The sequence below is a fragment of the Marinobacter sp. BW6 genome (genome assembly GCF_008107725.1).
Lineage (GTDB): Bacteria > Pseudomonadota > Gammaproteobacteria > Pseudomonadales > Oleiphilaceae > Marinobacter.
Window position 1 is genome coordinate 321,972 of sequence record NZ_VIRN01000061.1, and the last position, 21,858, is coordinate 343,829.

Sequence of the window (21,858 nt, forward strand, 5' to 3'; positions counted from 1 at the left end):
TTGGTGAAATACGAATTACACTGCTCTCAGGGATGAAACTGAACACCGATTCACTTTTCACTGCTCAGGAAGGCGGTCAATGCCCCCGCTCAACGCGAACCATTCCAGACTCAGCAAGGACGCGATTGTCGTTACGCCAGGCCTGATTCCTTGTGGCTGTGTCATCGACAACGCGGTTCTGGACAAGAATAAAAAAGTGCTGCGCTTCGGACTGAAGGATTTTTCTTCGCCTGCGGTCCTCGACCAGTTGTCATCGTCTGCCGCTGCACAGGCGGACCTGCATGTTTTCCTCGATAACGAGAGTGAAAAACAGCACCTTCATTTCAAGGGCGCGGTCAATGCCGGCCGCGGTAACAGCATTTCTCTCGAAATAACGGGAACAGCCACTGCGTTGCAACGCGACGTTGATCTTCTGTTTCAGCAGACGGGCAGCGGCAGGCCCAAGGAGACGACGCCGGACCCTTCCCTGAAACAGCTCTACCACCAGCATTGCCGCAGGCTTCTGGAACAGTTACTTCCGGAATTCATGGAAGGTACATTCGAGGGCATTGAAGCCGACCTGGAGCAGGCCGCCGAGCTGCGCGAAATCACGCGACTCAAGGATATGCGCTTCATATTCCAGAGTCGCCAGCAACGCATGCTCCAGGACTTCCAGGCCCAGTTCCAGGCCAATCAGGCGACCCTTGAGCCCGCCACGGAGTCCCGGGGCAGCAGCAAGGAGCTGCATCTGCTGCAACAGCATGAGTTCGAGGACTGGCTGGACTTACAGGCCATTGCCACGGGAATCAGCAAAGCAAATACCGGGGCAACCTTCCTGGTCAACCAGTTTCTGAACCAGATCTTCCGGCAGGACGTCAACGATGACAACAACCCACTGACACCCCGGGCGCTGTGTGTTTGCCTGCAATACATGGTCGATCATCTGGGCATTGCGCGGGAGCACCGCCTGACCATTTACCGGGCCTGGGAACATGCTCTGGGCAGGCTCTGGCCGGCGGCAATACGCTCCCTGATCAATGACTGCCGGCGGGCCGGACTTGAAGCCCTGGATATCACCGAATTGCCGGCAAACTGGTCGCTCAGGGAATACCCATCAGATGACACAAGTTCGACAACTGAAAACGATGAAGGGACTCTGGAAACCGGCGACACAGGACAAGCGCCATCAGAAAAGCCATCGGCCGGCCGCTCCCTGTTCCAATTGATGGCATTGGAAGCAAGTCCCTATTCCGAACTCGCCGACTGGGAGGAGCCCAATCCAAAGCTTTCGGAGAATCTCCGTTCCCGGCGCCGCGAGCTTCTGGACCGGTTGCACGACGACGAATCAGATATGGCAGAACTGCTCCGCGAACTGGCTGACTCGGATTCCGACCTGGCCGGCTCCCTGGATCGCACGGCCGTGGAGAAGGCCAACCTGGTAGACCGGTTGTTCGCGCCGCTGAAGACACACGAAGAGCTCTCCGGTTCGCTTCGCCACCAACTGCAAAAACTTCGGTTGCCGGTATTTGAAACGCTGGTGGACACACCGGACTTTCTGAACACCGAAGACCACCCTGCCCGGGACATTATCAACGACCTCATGCAGATCTGTCTCGCTGAGAGGGCCTCAAGCAAGAAGCTGGAGGCGACGGTTGCCGATATCGTCGTGGAACTGACAGAGACCGAGGTGTCGGATCCGGACCTGCTGGAAAGTCTGGGCCAACGGCTGAAACAGCTTGTCGAACGACAGGATCAGTCGTTTATCCGGAATTCGGAGCGACTGGCAAAAACCCTTGAAGGCAAAGAGCGTCTGCGCAGGACTCGGCACGAAGCCCAGCAACAGCTAAACACGCTACTGGGCGGCAGACAGGTTCCAGAAGTCCTGATCCGCCTGCTCCAGGCGGGTTGGGAGCAGCTGATTGTTCTGACAATGCTACGGGAAGGCCCAGAGAGTCAGCATTGTGAGGAGCTTTATGATGTGGTGGCGCAGCTCCAGGCCTGGCTGTCTCCGGCCGGCAGCTCCGAGGAGCTGGAGTTTGAACGAGAGCTGGAAAGCAGCGTGTTGCTGCAGTTCATCGAGAGGGAGCTCAGAACGGCCGGTGATGCCTCCCGCATCCGACCGGTTCTGGACGAACTATCCGGAATTCTTCAGGGCCACGATGAGGTAGAAATCGCCTGGGTGGAGGATTACGGCGACGCCAATGAGACACCGCTCTTACTGCCTCCGGAGCTTGAAGGCAGCCGCTGGGTCTCAAGGGCGAAAGAGATTGCCGTCGGCGACTGGGTCGAGATCCGGCTCGACAGCGGCGAAACGCGCCGGTTGCGACTGGTGTGGGGTGGCGAGGACTCACTCCGGTTTGTCTTCCTCTCGCCCAAAGGCATGAGTGAAGTCAGTTACGGTTTCCCGGAGTTCGTCCAGAAACTCGCCGAGGGCGAAGCCTGGCTTGTTGAGGACGGCGACATCCCGTTCCTTGATCAAAGCCTGTTCAGCATTGTGGAAGATGTCTACCGGAAACTGAATTTCCAGGCTACCCATGATGCCCTGACTGGCTGCATGCACCGCCATGATTTCGAGAAACAAGTTTATCAGCTTCTCAACAGAGCTGAACCAGATTCAGGGGACGCCGCCGCTGCTCTGATGGTTCTGGACATTGATGAGTTCAGCGTCATCAACGCTTCCTATGGCGCGGAAGCAGGCGATGCCCTGTTACAACACGTCGCCGGACTGCTAAGTGACAAATGTCGGTCCCGATTCCCCGAATCCCACATCGGGCGGATCAGTGGCAACGAGTTTGCCGCACTCATAAATGGCATTAGCACGGAAGACTGCCTGGACTTCGCCGAATCCCTCCGCCGAAACGTCGAGCAGCAGGTTTTCCAGCATGGGCCAGCGGAGTACCGGGCAACGGTCAGCATCAGTATCCGGCCTGTATTGGGGGATGAGAGCTCCCCCGGCGACCTTCTCAACCAGGCCAGCCTGTCGCTGAAGAGTGCCAAAAAACAGGGTGGCAACCGGATTGATTTAACCAGGGGGAACCGTAACCAGTCAGAGATTGGCACGCCACATTGGGTTACGGAAATTGACCGGACCATCCGCGATGGCAGCCTCTACCTTCGGGCCCAGCCCATCGTCGCGCTCGAGCCGCAAGCCGGGGAAGGTACGATGTATGAGCTTTTGCTGGGCCTTAAGGACAGCTCAGGCAGGGAGATTTCGCCCCAGGGTTACATCGAGGCTGCCGAACAATTCAAACGTAGCACGCGGGTAGACCTGTGGGTCGTTTCCGAAGTGCTGGCCTGGATGCGCAAGAACCCTGCGGCGCTGGACAAAATCGCCACCCTCAACGTCAATCTCTCGGGTTCGTCACTGAGTGATGACAGTTTCATGCTCGGCCTGGAGTCAAACCTGAGATCCAACCGGGAACTCGCCCGCAAACTTTGTTTCGAGGTAACGGAGACGTCAGCCGTGGCCAACCTTCACTTTGCCTCCGATTTCATGCGTGAAATGAAACGCCTGAACTGCCGGTTTGCACTTGATGACTTTGGAACCGGCCTGTCTTCCTATGCCTATATACAGAAGCTGCCGGTAGACTTCGTGAAGATTGACGGCGTATTCGTCCGGGACATGGCGACCAACCTGACAAACTACGCGATGGTGCGCTCAATCAACGAGCTTTGCCATTTCCTGGACCTTCAGACCATTGCCGAATATGTGGAAGATATGGAAATCATGGACACCCTGAAGGAGATCCAGGTGGACTACGCCCAGGGCTTCGCCATTGCCAAGCCGCGCAGGTTGGACAGCCTTGGAACCGGGAATTCCATCACCCCGGTTTATGCCTATAAGAAATAGCTTTGCTTTTCACAGCGGCAGGAGTACAGTGGGCCTCGTTGGAAAGATTTAGCAAAGCATTTCATCAATAAGACCGCTCAGTTGTAACAAGTAGCACGTCCTGTTTTTGATCACGCCAGTTTTTTGTTTCCGCATACCGCCGATCAGGCATCACGAAGATGATCTGACGGCACATTAAAAGATTGAAATCAGGAAAGAATACTATGTCTACAGTTACCGGCAACGTTAAGTTTTTCAACGAAGCAAAAGGTTTTGGCTTTATCACTCGCGAAAGCGGCCCGGACGTTTTTGTTCACTACAGCGCTATTCAGGGCGGCGGTTTCAAGACTCTGGCTGAAGGCCAGCAGGTCGAGTTCACCGTTACCCAGGGCCAGAAAGGTCCCCAGGCGGAAAACGTTGTCGCTCTTTAATTTTTAAAGAGACGCTCTGCAAATAGCAGACGGCACGTGAAAAAAGGCAGCTTCGGCTGCCTTTTTTCGTTGTTGGCCCCCTGCCGAACCTACAGAATGCCTTCCACCGGGATCGTCTCGGTATTTTTTATCTCCCGCAACGCAAAATTTGAGTTCACCTGGGCAATGCCCTGCAGGGTGAAGATCTTTTCGTTCAGGAACCGATCGTAACTGGCCATATCCGGCACAACGACCCTGAGCACGAAATCGGCATTGCCGGTTACCGCGAAACACTGGAGTACCTCAGGGTAGCTGCTCACCTGCTGCTCAATCTCCGCAGTGCTATCGATGGTATGCCGCTGAAGTGACAGATTGACGAGCACGCACAGCCCCTGACCAATGCGTTCCGGATCCACTCTTGCGCTGTACCCCTGAATCACACCGCTTTCCTCAAGTGTCCGCACCCGACGCCAGCAAGCGGCCGGTGACAACCCCACCTGTTCTGCCAGTAACTGATTGCTGATGCGCCCATCCTGCTGCAGTACGGAGAGGATTTTCCGATCCAGCTTGTCCAGCTCTACCTGTTTCATTTGGTAACACCTGACTTTTATCAAAGGTTCTTTCGCCCTATTGTTATTTATCAAACATCCTTTCGCAAACTCTCGAAACCCTTACCCAATAAGCAAGCACCTTTTGCGGACTTACCTCTAGAATTTTGGTCATAAAATCGACAAAAAGGAGGGCACCATGTCCGCCGATACCCCACAACTCGACGATTACAAACTCGAAGACCGTTACCTGAGGGAATCCGGCCGGGTTTTTCTCACCGGCACACAGGCCCTGGTCCGAATCCCGCTAATGCAGGCAGCCCTGGATCGCAAACAAGGCCTGAACACCGCCGGTCTGGTCAGTGGCTACCGGGGCTCACCCCTCGGTGCAGTTGACCAGGCGCTCTGGCAGGCCAAGGACCTGCTCGACGAGAACCGGATCGATTTTGTCCCCGCCATTAACGAGGATCTTGCCGCGACCATTATGCTGGGTACCCAGCAGGTGGAAACCGATGAAGACCGTCAGGTAGAGGGCGTATTTGGCCTCTGGTATGGCAAGGGTCCGGGCGTGGATCGCGCCGGCGACGCCCTGAAACACGGCACCACCTATGGATCCTCCCCCCATGGCGGTGTGCTGGTGGTGGCGGGCGACGACCACGGCTGCGTGTCATCGTCCATGCCCCACCAGTCCGATGTGGCATTCATGAGCTTCTTCATGCCCACCATTAACCCGGCCAACATCGCCGAGTACCTGGAGTTCGGGCTCTGGGGTTATGCCCTGTCCCGCTACAGCGGCTGCTGGGTCGGTTTCAAGGCGATCTCGGAAACCGTGGAAAGCGCGGCCTCTGTGGATATTCCGCCAGCACCGGATTTTGTTACCCCGGACGATTTCACCGCACCGGAGGGCGGTCTCCACTACCGCTGGCCGGATCTGCCCGGACCGCAGCTGGAAACCCGGATCGAATACAAGCTTGCGGCTGTTCAGGCCTTTGCCCGTGCCAATCGCATTGACCGGTGCCTGTTCGACAACAAGGAAGCCCGCTTCGGCATTGTCACTACCGGCAAGGGCCACCTTGACCTGCTCGAAGCCCTGGATCTTCTCGGCCTTGATGAAGACAAGGCCCGGGACATGGGGCTGGATATCTACAAGGTGGGCATGGTCTGGCCCCTGGAGCGTCGAGGCATCCTGGACTTCGTGCACGGCAAGGAAGAAGTCCTGGTGATTGAAGAAAAGCGCGGCATCATCGAGAGCCAGATCAAGGAATACATGTCCGAGCCAGATCGCCCTGGCGAGGTACTGATCACCGGCAAACAGGATGAGCTGGGCCGACCGCTGATCCCCTATGTCGGCGAGCTCAGCCCCAAGCTGGTTGCGGGCTTCCTGGCCGCCCGTCTGGGCAGATTTTTCTCGTTGGATTTCAGCGAGCGCATGGCTGAAATCAGTGCAGTGACCACCGCCCAGGATCCGGGCGGCGTCAAACGCATGCCCTACTTCTGCTCTGGCTGCCCCCACAACACTTCCACCAAGGTCCCGGAGGGCAGCAAGGCCCTGGCCGGCATTGGCTGCCACTTCATGGCATCCTGGATGGGCCGGAACACCGAATCCCTGATCCAGATGGGTGGCGAGGGCGTCAACTGGATCGGTAAGAGCCGATACACGGGCAATCCCCACGTATTCCAGAATCTGGGCGAAGGCACCTACTTCCATTCAGGTTCCATGGCAATTCGCCAGGCGGTAGCGGCAGGTATCAACATTACCTACAAGATCCTGTTCAACGATGCCGTGGCCATGACCGGCGGTCAGCCTGTGGACGGGCAGATCACCGTCGACAGGATTGCCCAGCAAATGGCCGCAGAAGGGGTGAATCGGGTTGTTGTGCTCAGCGATGAGCCCGAGAAATACGATGGCCATCATGACCTGTTCCCCAAGGGGGTTACCTTCCACGATCGGTCTGAGCTTGACCAGGTGCAGCGCGAATTGCGTGACATCCCCGGCTGTACCGTGCTGATCTACGATCAGACCTGTGCCGCAGAGAAGCGCCGCCGTCGCAAGCGCAAGCAGTTCCCGGATCCGGCAAAGCGGGCTTTTATCAACCATCACGTCTGTGAAGGCTGTGGCGACTGTTCGGTACAGTCCAACTGCCTCTCGGTTGTGCCCCGCAAGACCGAGCTGGGCCGCAAGCGGAAGATCGACCAGTCCTCCTGCAACAAGGACTTCTCCTGTGTTAACGGATTCTGTCCCAGCTTCGTGACCATTGAAGGCGGTCAGTTGCGCAAATCCCGGGGCGTTGACACCGGCTCCGTACTCAGCCGCAAGCTGGCTGACATTCCAGCCCCCAGGTTGCCGGAAATGACCGGCTCCTACGACCTGCTCGTGGGCGGTGTTGGTGGCACGGGCGTTGTTACTGTCGGTGCACTGATCACTATGGCGGCCCACCTGGAATCACGCGGTGCCTCGGTACTCGATTTCATGGGATTCGCCCAGAAAGGCGGCACGGTGCTGAGCTATGTTCGTATGGCACCGTCCCCGGACAAGCTCCACCAGGTGCGGATCAGCAACGGTCAGGCCGATGCGGTTATCGCCTGTGACCTGGTAGTGGCGTCCTCCCAGAAAGCCCTGAGCGTGCTGAGACCAAATTACACCCGCATTGTCGCCAATGAAGCGGAACTGCCCACTGCCGATTATGTGCTTTTCCGCGACGCAGATATGAAGGCCGACAAGCGCCTTGGCCTTCTGCAGAACGCCGTTGGGAAAGATCACTTTGATCAGTTGGACGCCAATGGCATTGCCGAGAAACTGATGGGTGACACAGTATTCTCCAACGTCATGATGCTCGGATTCGCCTGGCAGAAGGGCTTGCTACCTCTCTCAGAGGCGGCGCTGATGAAGGCCATTGAGTTGAATGGCGTCGCCATCGATCGGAACAAGGAAGCCTTCGGATGGGGCCGGTTGGCTGCAGTGGACCTGAAGGCAGTCACGGATCTGCTGGACGACAATAAGGCGCAGGTTGTTGAAATCAAGCCCGAACCAACCCTTGATGAGCTGATCAACACCCGTCACAAGCATCTGGTCAACTACCAGAATCAACGCTGGGCCGACCAATACCGTGACAGCGTTGCGGTGGTCCGGAAGGCCGAGGAGGCCCTCGGTGAAACCAATCTTCTGCTGACCCGCGCTGTGGCCCAGCAGCTCTACCGGTTCATGGCCTACAAGGACGAGTACGAAGTGGCCCGGCTGTTTGCTGAAACCGACTTTATGAAAGAGGTTCATGAAACCTTCGAGGGAGACTTCAAGGTTCACTTCCACCTGGCCCCGCCCCTGCTTAGCGGAGAGACCGATGGCCAGGGTCGCCCGAAAAAGCGCCGGTTCGGCCCCTGGATGTTCCGGGCCTTCCGACTGCTGGCGAAACTTCGCGGCCTGCGCGGAACCGCGATGGATCCGTTCAGCTACTCCGCAGACCGCAAGCTGGACCGCGCCTTGCTGAAGGACTACCAGAACCTGGTTGCGCGAATTGGCCGTGAACTCAATGCCAGCAACTACGAGACCTTCCTGCAGCTTGCCGAGCTGCCCGCTGATGTCCGGGGCTACGGCCCGGTCAGGGAACAGGCGGCAGAGAGCATTCGTGAAAAGCAGACTCAACTGATCAAGGCGCTGGATACCGGTCGCCCGACTTTGATCCGCACCCAACAAGCTGACGAGGAGGCCAATCATGTTTGAAGCACTCCAGTCCCTGCCACAGGATCCGATCCTGCAGCTGATGCAGACCTTCCGTGAGGACGACCGACCGGACAAGGTGGACCTGGGCATCGGTGTCTACAAGGATGACGCCGGCAATACACCCATCATGACCGCCGTTCACGAAGCCGAGCGTCGCCTGCTTGAAGGTGAAACCACCAAGAGCTACGTGGGGCCTGCCGGTTCCGCCGGCTTCAACAGCGCCATGGCCGAGCTGATCCTGGGCAGCAACAGCCCGCTGGTCCGAGACGGCCGTGTATCGGTCATCCAGACTCCGGGCGGCTGCGGCGCCCTGCGCATGGCGGCCGAGTTTCTTCGACTGTGCAAATCGGACACAACCGTCTGGGTGAGCACGCCCACCTGGGCCAACCACCTGCCGCTTCTTGGTGGCGCCGGCCTGACCATTCGCGAATATCCGTACCTCAATCCACAGACGCTGCAGGTAGACTTCGGCGCCATGCTGGAAAGCCTTGAACAGGCAGCTCCGGGCGATGTGGTGCTACTTCACGGATGCTGCCACAACCCCTCGGGCGCCGACCTGAGTCTGGACCAATGGCTGGAAGTGACCAGCCTGATCCAGCGCAAGGGCCTGCTGCCGTTCGTGGACATGGCCTACCAGGGACTAGGAGAAGGCCTGGACGCGGATGCGGCCGGCCTGAGGCATCTGGCCGGCGCGGTACCGGAAATGCTGGTCGCAGCCTCGTGCTCCAAGAACTTTGGGCTCTACCGGGAGCGCACCGGCGCCCTCGCCCTGATTTCAGGAACGGCAACCGTGAATGCGGCCGCCACCAGCCAGCTGCTGAGCGTCATCCGGTCCCATTACTCAATGCCGCCGGCCCATGGTGCCTCAATTGTTGAGACCATCCTTGGCGATGACGACCTGCGAGCCCAGTGGCAAAAGGAGCTTGGCGGCATGTGCGAGCGCATTATGCACCTGCGTCACGCCTTTGCAGACGCGCTCGCGCCGGTGGGCGACTTCGACTTCATCGCCCGTCAGCGAGGCATGTTCTCGTTCCTGGGGATCAGCCCGGAGCAGGTTGGACTGTTACGGAAGGAACACGGGATCTACATGCTGGGGAGCAGCCGCGTAAACGTCGCCGGCCTGAACGACCGCGTCTTGCCACAAGTGGCGTCAGCCCTGCGCGAGGTTCTCGGCAAGTAATTACTTTTGAGAAAACAACCATTAATCCGACAAAAACAATTAGCCGGAGAGAAGAATGAGTGAGAGTACCCAACCCCACCAGCAGGCCAACAACCTCTGGTCCTCACGGATGGCCTTTATCCTGGCTGCTGCGGGCTCCGCAGTAGGCCTCGGGAACATCTGGAAGTTTCCCTATATTACCGGAGAGAACGGCGGCGGCGCCTTCGTTCTGATCTACTTAGCCTGTATCTTCCTGATCGGTGTTCCTGTACTGATTGCCGAGACCATGATCGGTCGCCGGGGTGGTCAGAGCCCTGTGGCCACCATGCGCACCCTGACCAAAACCGAAGGCACCGCCAGGGGATGGAGAGCCATCGGCTGGAATGGCGTTATTGCGTCCTTCCTGGTGCTGTCTTTCTACGCCGTGATTGGCGGCTGGGCGCTGGTCTATATCGGAAAAGCCGCAACCGGACTGTTTACCGGTGCGGATGCCGAGGCCATTGGTGGCCAGTTCGGCGGGCTGTTGGCCAATCCCTGGGAACTGCTGATGTGGCACTCCGTCTTCATGGCCATCGTCGTGTTCATTGTTGGCCGGGGCATTCGCTCCGGGCTTGAGAAAGCCGTAAACATGCTGATGCCACTGTTGTTCGTGCTGTTGGTTGCGATGGTGATCTATGCCATGAACAGTGGCAGCTTCGGCCGGGCCGTAAGCTTCATGTTCTCGCCGGACTTCAGCAAGCTTACCACCGCCGGTGTACTGACCGCCCTGGGGCACGCGGCCTTTACCCTGAGCATCGGTATTGGCGTTCTGATGGCCTACGGTTCGTACCTGCCAAAAACCGTAAACATTGCGCGGACCGCCATGACCATTGCTGTCGTGGACACCAGTGTTGCCCTTCTCGCGGGGCTGGCCATCTTTCCGCTGGTATTTGCCAATGGTCTTGAGCCAGGCGCAGGCCCCGGCCTGATCTTCGTCACCCTGCCACTGGCGTTTGGTCAGATGAGTGGTGGCGCTCTGTTCGGCACCATTTTCTTTGCCCTGCTACTGGTAGCAGCCATCACCTCGGCCATTTCCATGCTGGAACCGGTGGTGGAATGGCTGGAAGAGCACAAAGGCGTCAGCCGGGCGAAAAGCGCGCTTGGTGGTGGACTCGCGATCTGGTTTATCGGTATCGGTACTGTGCTGTCCTTCAACGTCTGGGACAGCGTGCACCCGCTTGGCTTTATCCCGTTCTTCGAGGGCAAGACGGTATTTGACCTGCTCGACTTCCTGGTCTCCAACCTTATGATGCCCCTCGGCGGACTGGCCATTGCGCTGTTTGCCGGATGGGCAATGAAACGTGAGGGCCTACCGGCCGATATTGGCCTGCAAGGAAGCAGCTACACGGCCTTCATGTTCATACTGCGTTATCTAACGCCTGCCGGTATCGCCGTGGTGTTCCTTTACAATCTGGTATGACGGCCACCAGCAGTCTCCGACCGCAAAAGCCCGGTGAACTTCACCGGGCTTTTTTTGACATACCCAAAAGGGTACTGCCAATCTGAATGCAGAAGAACTGACCAATGTTCTGCGTCTCAAGCGGAAAAGGAGAACTCTCATGTACAGCAAGATCCTAGTTCCAGTGGACCTCGCCCATACGGATAAAATGGTGAAGGCGCTCAATACCTCCATAGATATTGCCAAGCATTACAAGGCTACCCTCTGCTACGTCAGTGTCACCAACAGCACGCCTGGAGCGGCCGCCCACAACCCTAAAGAACTCCGGGAGAAACTGGCCGTCTTCGCGGAGGAACAGGGGAAATCCCACGGCATCAGTACGGACAGCATCGTCATGGAGACCGCCGATACGGCAGTGGAACTTGAAGACAAGTTGCTTGAGGCTATTAAAACCACAGGTGCAGACCTGGTGGTGATGGCTTCTCATCCGCCGGGAATCGGCGACAAGCTCCACATTCTCCACTCCAACGGCGCCAATATCGTCAGACACAGTGATATTTCGGTCTTCGTTGTGCGGTAAAAAAAGCTATCGGTCGACAGGCACTGCAACCCGTATCCGGTCGTTCCTCACCGGAAAAGCATCATCGATAGTCAGCGCCAGAGGCTCACCTCCGAATGCCGCCTGCTCCGGCAGCCCTCGCTGGGCGTGAACGTGCAGGTGGGGCTCTGAACTGTTGCCGGAGTTGCCCATTTCTCCCAGAAAACCACCGACATCCACCCGATCGCCCGTAGAGACCGAGACGCTGCCTTTCCTAAGATGGGCTAAAATCACTAAGAACTGGCCACAATTGATCGCCACATAATTTCCCGCCATGTGTTCCCGATCCATCACTGGAACCGGCATATCCTCCCGGCCATCGACAACTTTCGCGATCTCGCCATCGCAGGGCGCCAACACCGGGGTGCCGAACGTTGTAAAACGAGCCGGATCGGCGGGCAGCCAGCCACTCTTGTGAATACCCAGAGGAGAAATGCGGAAAATATCCATAGCCCGACTTTGCCCCTGCCAGGGTCTGAAACGCTCAACCGCTGTATCCAGTGTTTTCAGGTGCACATTCACCATGGCGTTTGACCCGCCATGGGCCACCAGATAGGTGCCAGGTCCGAACGGCGGTGCGATGTCGACAGTTTCAACCGCCGGCAAACTCCGCCCCTGATAGGCCATATACGCCATGTACCCGCCAAGACAGCCAAGCCCGAACCCAAGGAGGACGAGTAAGGTCTGCCCGGCTGAGATGCGCCAGAAGCCGTTACCCTTGAACCGCCCCTGCCACAGATGTAACACCATAATGAGCGCGAAAACCCCGTAATAGATATACGGCACCCAGTAGGGGGGCATGGTCCAGAGGGCGGCCAGACCGAGACCAATGAGCACTGCTGCAACCGAAAGTGCCTGCACGCCAAGTGCAACCAATCCCCGGACTGGAAACAGTAACAGCCAAACCAGAAGGAGAACCGGTAAAACGATCTGGGTAAGCAATGTTATCAGGGACATCAGTCACCGCTCGCAGTCACATTGGATCGGGGAAATTCCAACTTGGTCACTTCGGCAATGAAGAAGGGAAAATAATCCTCCGTGGCAAAGAAATTCCCGGCTTCCACACGGGTCGGCAAGACAAATCCTTCAAATTCTCGAAACTCTGACAAATATCCGCCGAAAGGCTGCAAGCGATGGACTTTTTCCGAATTCGCATTGCTCCAGCGGTCGAAACTTACCTGCAGGGGACGACCGTCTTCGGCCACAACAACATCCACCGACTGCTCCATACCCTCGTAGCGGACACTCACCCGGGCCGTATTTACATCGACAAGCTTCCACGCAACGCCCGGGCCTGGCAGCAGCGCGGCTGGCGTCCAGAACACCGCCTCGGCCACATACCGGCCGAATGCCGAGCGGGTGTGGTCCCGGTCGCCACCCATCCGGGCCACCGGCAGCAATCCCATCAGCCAGAACCGCGTCCACTGCCCGGTGTCTGAGCCGGAACCCCGGAGGGCGCCGCGGCTGGCGCTCATTTTCCAGATAAAGCCTTCGGGCATGGCCAGCATCTGGGTGGCCTGCATGTCCATGTAGTCGGGCAATTCCCGATTGCCCATGCCGAATTTTCCGGTCATTGATATCCGGGCGACAGTATAAAGCGGTGTACCGGGCTGAATGGTGTATCGAAAATACCGCCGGGCGGGCTCCGGCAGGCCCTCAAGGAGAGAAAGATCGAACCGTTCCGGTGAAGCCGGCTGCAGAGCCGCCAACTCCGCCATGGCGGCTTGGTCCGCATTGTGGTCGGCCTGCCGCCAGAACCACAGAGCTAAAGTGACCGCAACCAACAGAATCAACAGGATCAGGAAAAAGATTTTCATGTAAGCTATGCTCCGTAGCAGTCATTGTCCCTGCCCTGTCCGCATCCAGTCTTGTTCCAGATCAATGAACGTGGCTGGCCGACTCACTGTCCGTCTGTAAGGTTTTATGAAAGTACCGAAGAGATTACAACCACTAGTCGATGACGGCATGGTGGACGAAGTGCTCTACCAGCTTATGAGCGGCAAGGAAGCGCAGGTTTATGTGGTGCGCTGTGGCGGCCAGACACGTTGCGCCAAGGTCTTCAAGGAAGCCTCCAAGCGAAGCTTCAAGCAAGCGGTGGAATACCAGGAAGGCCGTAAGGTCCGGAACAGCCGGCGGGCCCGGGCCATGAGCAAGAAAACCAAATACGGCCAGAAAGAACAGGAAGATGCCTGGCTCAACGCCGAGGTGGATGCCCTCTACCGGCTTGCCGCCGCGGGCGTCCGGGTTCCCGAACCTCTGGGCTTTGTGGACGGTGTACTGCTGATGGAGCTGGTGGCGGACGAAGATGGCAAGGCCGCGCCCAGGCTGGATGATGTCATCCTTTCCCCGGAACAGGCCCGTGACTTCCACGGCCAGGTCATCCGTGAGGTGGTCCGGATGTTGAGCGCCGGTCTGATCCATGGGGATCTGTCAGAATTCAATGTTCTGGTCGATACCAACGGACCGGTCATCATTGATCTTCCGCAGGCAGTCAATGCGTCCGGCAATAACAATGCAGAACGCATGCTCGAACGCGACGTCGACAATATGCGCCGCTATTTTGGCCGATTCGCGCCGGAGCTGTTGAACACTGATTATGGCAAGGAGATCTGGGCACTCTACGAATCCGGCGACCTGCACCCGGACAGCAAACTCACCGGCTGTTTCCAGCACGATGATACCTCCGCCAACGTTGACGAACTGATGGAAATCATCGATGCGGCAAAAGAAGAAGAGTGGGAGCGGCAGGAACGAATGAGGGACGACGAGGAGGACTGAAGGACTGGCCGGTGCTGATCAGCTGGCAGGCGTCGTTTTCTGTTCGCTGGCCATTGCTGACATCACCTCCTGTTCCCTGGGCCCGGGCAGAACACCTGTCAACCAGGCTTCGATGACCGGCTCACCGTGCTGGTTCGAGAGCACCGCTTCGGCCCGGGCCCGGTTCCGCTCATCCACATCGGTGATCGTGAACACGCAGGTGATGGTGTCGCCGAAATACACCGGCCGGAGGAAGCGAAAGTTCATTCCGGACGCCAGCCAGCCTATCTGCCCGCCCACTTCCGTGATCATTCCACCAACCAGCAGACCATGGCATATCTTGCCCTGCAGGTTCTTGGCTTGCGCGAAGTCGTCGCTGTAGTGGACCGGATTCTGATCGCGACTGATCTCACCAAAGGACAGGGTCTCATCCTCGGTGAACGTTCGTGACAGGGTAAACGAATCCCCGGCTTTCAGGCCGGCAATGGCTCTCTTTCGGATATCGGACATGGTCTCGGTTCCCGATTGATCAGCCGGTTACAGGTACCGACCGCCAGACCCTATGGCGACCACAATCAGCCCGAGGATCAGATTGATACCTACAAGTCGGCGAATTTTTCCCACCTGAACGCCGCCAGCCTGCGGATCCTTGTCTGCCACCGCCTGCTTGAGCCGGCGGAAAGGCGCAAAATAAACATGGAAGTAGAGCAGCATCATCACCAGGCCAAGAGTCTGCATGGCGTGAATGTGCCAGCCAGCACCGGCCATACCGCCAAACACACTGAAAATCATCCAGTAGCCAGTGACCAGTATCAGCAGAACTGACAGCCACACCCACCGGAAGAAGCGCTCAAGCGTCCTGGACCAGAGAACGCCACGCTGAGAGGCTTCCACAACCTCAACCACCGCCGGGCGCATCGCCATGTAGGCGAAGAACATGCCGCCAACCCAGATCACCGCTGAAAGAACGTGCAGTGCAATTGCCAGACTCATAAAACTACCCCTTGATGTGGCCTTCAGATGATTTCCAGTTCTACCCGATTACGGCCGCCGGTCTTACCGCGGTATAGGGCGTCGTCCGCTCGACTGACCGCCGCACTCAGGTCTTCGCCAGCCCGCAGTTCGCTCACCCCGATACTGATCGTAACCTTGGCATCAGCGCCGACAATGGCACTCCAGTCCCTGGCCCCAAACGCCTTGCGTATCCGCTCGGCACTTGCCTGGGCTCTTGAGGAATCTGTATCAGGAAGGATGATCAGAAACTCCTCACCGCCCCATCTACTGATCAGATCCTGAGCCCTCAGTTCCTCACGAATCACATCGGCAACGAAGCCCAGCACCCTGTCACCGGTTTCGTGGCCGTAGGCGTCATTGATAGCCTTAAAGTGATCGACATCCAGCAGAAGAAAACCAACCGGATGGCCACTGCGCTTGAATCGGGCCAGCTCCTTTTCAGCGAGGTAGGTCATGTGCCGCCGATTGAACAGCCCGGTCAGTGAATCCGTTGTTGCCATTTCCCGGAGCTTGCGCTGAGCTGTCACTACCATTCTTAGGTAGTAGGAAGCCAGGTAGCTGAACATAGCGAAGACCACACTCAAATTGAAAAGATGGACAATGTTCAGCGCTGTCTGGGGTATAGGCTGCAGGGGATCCAAATACCACATCAAAGCATCCAGCGCGACGTAGTAACTCCAGAGAGCCAGCAGGGCGTAGACAGCCCATCTCCGGGACGCAGAAACACAGATCGCCGGTATAAAGATCAACAGGTAATAATGGAAGCCGCTCTCCCAGCCAATAAGAACGATACCAAGCCCGGCATGACCAAGCACCTCTGCCCAGATCAGTGCAACCGCAATACTGTTCCTGTGGTATTTGAGCGCGTAATAGGCCCCGGCATACATGGCCACGCTGACCACGTTCACCCATGCCAGAATAGGCGAACCCAGGGCGTGGAAGAGAAAGAAAAAAATGACATCCACAGTTCCGGCAATCTGGGCGCATCGCATCGCGAGTCGCCAGAACTGGGGCCTGCGCTCTCTGGCAGGCTCATAATTCATTGGGGTATTCGCACTGTTCATTTCGGCAGCATTCCTTTGTAAGGGCACAAGAATACCCGTTAATCCGGAATCCTGCTTCATGCCAATGTAAACAATTGGAAATTATCCCGGCATCACCAGGGCAGCTCCTCACCATTGCTATGCCAGAAAGAGCCCGTGTTCTCAACGGTCAGACCATCAATACGCTCAGCCAGCCCTTTCGCCGATTCCTCCGGGGTGATCAGGCCACCAAAATTCACCATGCGGGTTTGAACATAGCCGGGATGCAGTTGGGCCACAGCAATGCCGCGAGGCTTCAGATCCATCGCAAGGGACTTGCCAAAGGCATTGAGCGCTGCTTTGGAGGCGCGGTACCCGTAGCGGCCACCGGAGTCGTTATCTGCGATAGAACCCATGCGGCTGGTGATATTGGCGATTTTTCCACCAGAGGGGATCTGGTCAACCAACGCCTCAGCCACCCTGAGCGGAGCGTAAGTGTTGATTTCCATCTGGGTACGGATGGAATCAAAATCGATACTGCCGAGCTTCTCGTCCTGCAGCAGGCCGGCATTGTTGATCAGCAGATCAATGCGTTCGCCTTTCAGGCTGGCCGCAAGTTTGCCCACACCCTCATCGGTCGTCAGGTCAACGCCGTCGATGATACGCGCGGCAATCTCTTTAAGCTCTGACGAGGCTTCCCGACAGACCCCGATCACGGCGCAGCCGCGGCCCGCATACAGCCGGACAAGTTCCAAACCAATGCCCCGGTTTGCCCCGGTGATCACTATGACGGAATTCTTCGACATATCAGCCTCCTCGACGATCAGTAAAGTTCATGGAGCTTCACATCCCATGCGCTCAAGAGCAATCAACAATACGGAATCGACCTGCTTGCAAATGCTATTTTTCTGTAAGATAACGGGTAATTTAATCGATGGTCGCTCGGAGCAGCATGTCAGCAGCACTTGTTTTCGCAGTATTCGCAGTGACCCTGATCGCAGCAACGGTTTTCTACCTCTTCTTCTACCGCACTTGGCGGCGAGAACGGGAACTTAAAGCACCTTTTCCGGCTCTCTGGCGGCAACACCTTGATTCGAACGTGCCGCTTTACCGAAAACTTCCGGAACCACTGAAGCGGGCGTTGGAGCAGCGAGTGCAGCTCTTTGTCTCTGAAAAGGAGTTTTACGGCTGTGACGGCTTTGAGGTGGATGACACCGTCAGAGTCACCATTGCCGGCCACGCCTGCCTGCTGATTCTTGCCCGCCCGTATTCGGATTTTGATGAGGTAAGTAGCATTCTGGTCTATCCCGATGCCTATCATGTCAGAGACATTGAAAGCGACGGACTGGTTGTCAGCGAGAGTCATGAAATTCGGGCCGGCGAAGCTTCAAGCCGGGGCCAGGTGGTGCTGGCCTGGAAGGAATGCGAGGAAGCAGCCGGAAAACCACATAGCGGCCACAACGTAATGCTCCATGAGTTCGCCCACCAACTGGATTATCTGGACGGCACCGCGGACGGCGCGCCACCCCTGGAAGGCGAACAGGCCAGGCACTGGCAGATCTCAATGACCCGCGCCTACGAACATCTGAGACATTCTCTGCATCACCACCACAAGCCATGGCTTGATCCCTATGGCGCCACCGAGCCGGCCGAATTCTTCGCGGTGCTGACCGAGGCATTTTTCCAGCAACCAGGCCATCTCAAGCATGAGCAGCCCGAAGTTTACAAGGCCCTGCAAGGGTATTATCGGCTGGACCCGACAACGCTCTGGCAGGATGCCTGACGGTTGTGAGAGACCGATGTGTGGTTCACTATGTAGGAAAGCGGATCAGTTGGAGGAAGTGCAAATGCCAGCCATAGGATGGATCTTTATAATTGTCGCCCTGGCCTTGATAGTGGGCAGCCTGATGATACTGCGTGACAGTGCACACAGCATGAAAATCTCCGATGAAAAAATGAAGAAGATTCAGGCCCGCAAAGCGGAGATCGAGGCCGAGGAGAGCGCTGAAGACAAGGAATGGTAGCCCGGCCAGCGTAATGACCTGAACCGGGCAGATGCGCTCAGTGCCCGCTATGGTCCATTACCTTGCCTGAGTGTTCAATACTCTGGCTTTTCATCATCTCGCCGTCCAGCGATTCAACCGTAAGCTCAACCTGCATATCTTCCGCGCCTTCAAAACTCAGAGTCAACGGAATGCGCTCACCCTCGCGCAACGGGCTTTTCAGTTTTTCCAGCATCAGGTGAAAGCTGTGGGGTTTCAACTCCACGGTAGTACCCGCCGGGATTGGAAGTCCGCCTTTAACTGGCGCCATTCGCATCACACCATCGTGCATGCTGGTCTCGTGAATCGACACGCTACCTGCCCTGGGGGTTGTGGCACCAACCAGGGTAATATCACTGCTGCCGCTGTTAGAGATACTCATATACCCCACCCCCATGGGCGTACCAGGCGGTGTCGGTCGGCTCCACGGATGATCAACCTTGACCGGGCCATGGCTGTAATCATGGGCAATAGCTGTCGGGGCAACCAGGGCCAATGCCAGCACCAATACGCTCAGGCAGTACTTCATGTCCAGTGTTCCTTGTCGATGATGTAGGGATACAGGATAGAAAGACCGCTCCGCGGATCCAAGCTTTTCAGTGCGACGAATGGTCGCAGATGAACCTGCGGAGCCCCAGCTCAAGTTCCCTTATAGGCAAACGCAGTCATCAATGGAACTAAATGCCACCAAATGTGACAACAGGGTAACACCGTCCCCATGAACCCCTGGCTCCGGGCGGCGTAAACTCGTTTTGATCCATAATGGCTAATCCGAGAGAGGAGCTTTCAAATGAACGTGATGTCTGTACTCAACCAGGTAATGAAACAGGCGCAGGGCGGTCAAGGCCAGGGTGGCGGCATGGACGTCAACAAGATGGTGAACAGCCTTGGCAGCCAGCTCAAGGGCGGCCAGGGGTCCGGTTCAGGCATCGACGTAAAGAGCCTCCTGGGCGGCGGAGCCCTCGGCATGATGCTGGGTTCAAAACGCGGCCGGAAGATGGGCGGCAAAGCCCTGAAATACGGTGCCCTCGCTGGCGTGGGTGTATTGGCGTGGAAAGCCTATCAGAACTACCAGACCAACGGTCAGAATCCGGCGCAGCCGGCAGCGGCCCAACAAGGCCAACCACTGGAGCAACTGCAGGGACAGGCGCAGGAACAAAGGGGACTGGAAATACTCCAGGCCATGATCATGGCAGCCCGCGCTGACGGCCACATAGACGCCAACGAACGCGCGCTGCTTACCCAGGAGATTGAAAAACTGGGACCGGATGACGAACTCCACGCCTGGATCCAGCGGCAGTTCGACGCCCCGCTGGATGCATCTGCCCTGGCCCGCAATGCCGACTCGCCACAGGCAAGCCGGGAAATCTACATCGTCAGCGCAGTCATGATTGATGAGCAGAACCCCATGGAACGGGCGTGGCTGGATCAACTGGCCAGCGCCCTGCAACTCGACCCGAGCCTTGCCAGGGAGCTCGAGCAACAGATCCAGAATGCTACAACGGGGTAAAAGTCAGGCTTTCTTGACGAATTCCGATTTCAGTTTCATGGCGCCAATACCGTCGATCTTGCAGTCGATATCGTGATCGCCTTCAACCAGGCGGATACTCTTTACTTTGGTGCCCACTTTAACCACGGAACTGGAGCCCTTGACCTTCAGATCCTTGATAACAGTCACTGAATCGCCATCCTGAAGTTCATTGCCGTTGGCGTCGCGAATCATCTTCGCGGCGTCCGCCGCCGCAGCCTCCGCCTCAGACCACTCATGCCCGCACTCGGGGCATACCAGTTGAACGCCGTCCTCATAGGTGTACTCGGAACTGCACTGCGGGCATGGCGGAAGCTGTGACATTATCATTTCCTGTTCATTGAATGTGCGCGGGATTATACCATCAACGCCCGGGCGACACCCTCGCGAGAACCCTGGGATCTTCCGACAGAGGCAAGGCAATGATCGCTCCCTCATTCGACGACGGAAAAATCCCGGTCAGCCCCGTAATATTCACCTGATGCGACACCATAATGACCGGCGCCCCTTCCTCCAACTGATTCACCAGAGTAATCGTCTGCCGCGTCTGAGTCGGCCCGCCTCCACGATTCCGGAAAAAAGAATTCAGCGACGGCCACTCCGTCACCTCACCCATGTCCATGCCCGATGCGGTATCCATACAGCGACACCACTGACTGCTGAACACCCGCGCCTCGGTAATGCCATGGTCTGCCAGAAACGGCTTCCACGCGCGAGCCTGCTCCCGCCCGGTATCGTTCAGATTCCGCTGGGTGCTGCAATCGTTGATATCAAAGTTCCCTGGATCTCCGGTCCCCGGCGCCAATGCATGGCGAAGCATCAGAACAGCCCGTCCGTCTCTCAGAGCCTCCCAGGCTTCTTCGTTGTTATCGGCGGCGGAAACGCTGAAACACATGGCGACCGCCAGAAATGCGGTTAGGATAGATCTGGCAAGCATAGTTGTTACCTCCTGAAAAAAATCCTATGAAGCTGTGCAATGCGCGGATGAACTGACGATGTCCGATTGAGGCATTGGGAGAGCCCTTCCAAAAATGTTGAAGGCCAGGGATGGCCTGAAACAAGCGCACATGGGCGAAGCAAACGTTAATGAAGCGAAGCTTCATGTGCGGCTGAGCGACAGCAATCTGTGATTGCTGGCCGGACCCCGAAGGGGTGCTCGTAGCGGTTTTTGGAAGGGCTCTCCCAATGCCTCCAGCACCAACCTCGAAGGCTTACCAAGAGATACGCGGACAATATCTATCAGGCTCATATAAACAAAAGGTAAACTCCCAACAGAACCAAGCCGTAAGAAGGAACTACCATGCCAATCTGGGTCGACGCCGACGCCTGCCCCGTCCCAATCCGGGAAATCATCTGCCGCGCCGCCACCCGCTGGCAAATAGACACGACCTTCATCGCCAACCACGCCATCACCCTGCCACCGAGCCCTTACATCAAGCGCCGACAGGTCCCCCAGGGCTTCGATGTAGCCGACAACGAAATCATGGACCAGATGAACAAGGGCGATCTCGTCATCACGCAGGATATCCCCCTGGCAGCCGAAGCCATTGAAAAAGGCGCTGACGTCTTCAACCCCCGCGGCCAGGCCTTCACCAAAGAGAATATTCGCCAGCGTCTGGCCATGCGGAACTTTATGGAAGAAATGCGAAACGCTGGCCAGGTCACCGGAGGACCAGCCCCCTTCAGCCAGACCGACCGTAAGGAATTTGCCGACAAGCTTGACCGCTGGCTACAAAGAAACGCACGCAGTTGATAATGATTCTATTTTAAAACCCAGGCAGATCCGCTACCCTTCCGGCCTTATTGATTGCAGGCT

General features: G+C 57.2%; 21 protein-coding genes. 11 read left to right on the forward strand and 10 right to left on the reverse strand.

Annotation, left to right across the window (positions count from 1 at the left end; translation table 11 throughout):
- The first annotated feature begins 79 nt into the window (after positions 1-79).
- Positions 80-3,829, forward strand: a complete 3,750-nt coding sequence (locus FMN52_RS07185; RefSeq protein WP_148607994.1) for a DUF1631 family protein — start codon at positions 80-82, stop codon at positions 3,827-3,829.
- A gap of 203 nt (positions 3,830-4,032) precedes the next feature.
- Positions 4,033-4,239, forward strand: coding sequence for a cold-shock protein (locus FMN52_RS07190; protein WP_008176018.1), 207 nt, complete (start codon positions 4,033-4,035; stop codon positions 4,237-4,239).
- A gap of 89 nt (positions 4,240-4,328) precedes the next feature.
- On the opposite strand, the gene FMN52_RS07195 is transcribed toward FMN52_RS07190, so the two are convergent.
- On the reverse strand, positions 4,329-4,808 hold the full coding sequence (locus FMN52_RS07195; protein ID WP_148607995.1) for an Lrp/AsnC family transcriptional regulator: 480 nt from the start codon (positions 4,806-4,808) through the stop codon (positions 4,329-4,331).
- 157 nt (positions 4,809-4,965) lie between these two features.
- On the opposite strand from FMN52_RS07195, the gene FMN52_RS07200 reads away from it, so the two are divergent.
- The 4 genes from FMN52_RS07200 (at position 4,966) to FMN52_RS07215 (ending at position 11,661) form a co-directional block, all read left to right on the forward strand.
- The gene (locus tag FMN52_RS07200; protein ID WP_148607996.1) at positions 4,966-8,484 is read left to right on the forward strand and encodes an indolepyruvate ferredoxin oxidoreductase family protein; all 3,519 of its coding nucleotides are present in this window, start codon (positions 4,966-4,968) and stop codon (positions 8,482-8,484) included.
- The gene (locus FMN52_RS07205; RefSeq protein WP_148607997.1) at positions 8,477-9,664 is read left to right on the forward strand and encodes an amino acid aminotransferase; all 1,188 of its coding nucleotides are present in this window, start codon (positions 8,477-8,479) and stop codon (positions 9,662-9,664) included. The genes FMN52_RS07200 and FMN52_RS07205 overlap by 8 nt, the downstream gene beginning before the upstream one ends.
- Before the next feature lie 55 nt (positions 9,665-9,719).
- Positions 9,720-11,102 carry a sodium-dependent transporter gene (locus FMN52_RS07210; RefSeq protein WP_148607998.1) on the forward strand — a complete coding sequence of 461 codons (1,383 nt, stop codon included), beginning with the start codon at positions 9,720-9,722 and terminating at the stop codon, positions 11,100-11,102.
- A 139-nt stretch (positions 11,103-11,241) separates the two neighbouring features.
- On the forward strand, positions 11,242-11,661 hold the full coding sequence (locus tag FMN52_RS07215) for a universal stress protein (protein WP_088829004.1): 420 nt from the start codon (positions 11,242-11,244) through the stop codon (positions 11,659-11,661).
- Positions 11,662-11,667: 6 nt separating this feature from the next.
- Here FMN52_RS07215 and FMN52_RS07220 read toward each other — a convergent pair whose 3' ends face one another.
- Together FMN52_RS07220 and FMN52_RS07225 are read right to left on the reverse strand one after the other, a co-directional pair.
- On the reverse strand, positions 11,668-12,636 hold the full coding sequence (locus FMN52_RS07220; RefSeq protein WP_148607999.1) for a M23 family metallopeptidase: 969 nt from the start codon (positions 12,634-12,636) through the stop codon (positions 11,668-11,670).
- The gene (locus FMN52_RS07225) at positions 12,636-13,496 is read right to left on the reverse strand and encodes a DUF6544 family protein (RefSeq protein ID WP_148608000.1); all 861 of its coding nucleotides are present in this window, start codon (positions 13,494-13,496) and stop codon (positions 12,636-12,638) included. Before FMN52_RS07225 ends, FMN52_RS07220 begins: the two co-directional genes overlap by 1 nt.
- A gap of 106 nt (positions 13,497-13,602) precedes the next feature.
- Between FMN52_RS07225 and FMN52_RS07230 the strand changes: the two genes are divergently transcribed.
- Entirely contained in the window at positions 13,603-14,457 is an 855-nt protein-coding gene (locus FMN52_RS07230; RefSeq protein WP_148608001.1) for a PA4780 family RIO1-like protein kinase, read from the forward strand.
- 18 nt (positions 14,458-14,475) lie between these two features.
- Here FMN52_RS07230 and FMN52_RS07235 read toward each other — a convergent pair whose 3' ends face one another.
- The 4 genes from FMN52_RS07235 to FMN52_RS07250 all read right to left on the reverse strand — a co-directional run bounded on the left by FMN52_RS07235 (position 14,476) and on the right by FMN52_RS07250 (position 17,278).
- On the reverse strand, positions 14,476-14,946 hold the full coding sequence (locus FMN52_RS07235) for a MaoC family dehydratase (protein WP_148608002.1): 471 nt from the start codon (positions 14,944-14,946) through the stop codon (positions 14,476-14,478).
- Between the two features lie 27 nt (positions 14,947-14,973).
- Entirely contained in the window at positions 14,974-15,429 is a 456-nt protein-coding gene (locus FMN52_RS07240; protein WP_148608003.1) for a CopD family protein, read from the reverse strand.
- A gap of 23 nt (positions 15,430-15,452) precedes the next feature.
- Positions 15,453-16,514: a diguanylate cyclase gene (locus FMN52_RS07245; RefSeq protein ID WP_148608004.1), complete on the reverse strand. Its 1,062-nt coding sequence runs from the start codon at positions 16,512-16,514 to the stop codon at positions 15,453-15,455.
- A gap of 92 nt (positions 16,515-16,606) precedes the next feature.
- On the reverse strand, positions 16,607-17,278 hold the full coding sequence (locus FMN52_RS07250) for an SDR family oxidoreductase (RefSeq protein WP_148608005.1): 672 nt from the start codon (positions 17,276-17,278) through the stop codon (positions 16,607-16,609).
- A gap of 146 nt (positions 17,279-17,424) precedes the next feature.
- Between FMN52_RS07250 and FMN52_RS07255 the strand changes: the two genes are divergently transcribed.
- Both FMN52_RS07255 and FMN52_RS07260 read left to right on the forward strand, forming a co-directional pair.
- Positions 17,425-18,255: a M90 family metallopeptidase gene (locus FMN52_RS07255; protein WP_148608006.1), complete on the forward strand. Its 831-nt coding sequence runs from the start codon at positions 17,425-17,427 to the stop codon at positions 18,253-18,255.
- 64 nt (positions 18,256-18,319) lie between these two features.
- Positions 18,320-18,496, forward strand: coding sequence for a DUF2897 family protein (locus FMN52_RS07260; protein ID WP_148608007.1), 177 nt, complete (start codon positions 18,320-18,322; stop codon positions 18,494-18,496).
- A 37-nt stretch (positions 18,497-18,533) separates the two neighbouring features.
- On the opposite strand, the gene FMN52_RS07265 is transcribed toward FMN52_RS07260, so the two are convergent.
- Positions 18,534-19,043, reverse strand: a complete 510-nt coding sequence (locus FMN52_RS07265; RefSeq protein WP_148608008.1) for a copper chaperone PCu(A)C — start codon at positions 19,041-19,043, stop codon at positions 18,534-18,536.
- A 261-nt stretch (positions 19,044-19,304) separates the two neighbouring features.
- On the opposite strand from FMN52_RS07265, the gene FMN52_RS07270 reads away from it, so the two are divergent.
- Positions 19,305-20,024 (forward strand): tellurite resistance TerB family protein, encoded by a 720-nt coding sequence (locus tag FMN52_RS07270; protein ID WP_148608009.1) that lies wholly within the window; start codon positions 19,305-19,307, stop codon positions 20,022-20,024.
- A 3-nt stretch (positions 20,025-20,027) separates the two neighbouring features.
- Here FMN52_RS07270 and FMN52_RS07275 read toward each other — a convergent pair whose 3' ends face one another.
- On the reverse strand, positions 20,028-20,366 hold the full coding sequence (locus FMN52_RS07275) for a zinc ribbon domain-containing protein YjdM (protein WP_148608010.1): 339 nt from the start codon (positions 20,364-20,366) through the stop codon (positions 20,028-20,030).
- Between the two features lie 40 nt (positions 20,367-20,406).
- Positions 20,407-20,979 (reverse strand): histidine phosphatase family protein, encoded by a 573-nt coding sequence (locus FMN52_RS07280; protein WP_148608011.1) that lies wholly within the window; start codon positions 20,977-20,979, stop codon positions 20,407-20,409.
- Between the two features lie 363 nt (positions 20,980-21,342).
- Between FMN52_RS07280 and FMN52_RS07285 the strand changes: the two genes are divergently transcribed.
- On the forward strand, positions 21,343-21,795 hold the full coding sequence (locus FMN52_RS07285; protein ID WP_148608012.1) for a YaiI/YqxD family protein: 453 nt from the start codon (positions 21,343-21,345) through the stop codon (positions 21,793-21,795).
- Positions 21,796-21,858: the final 63 nt, after the last annotated feature.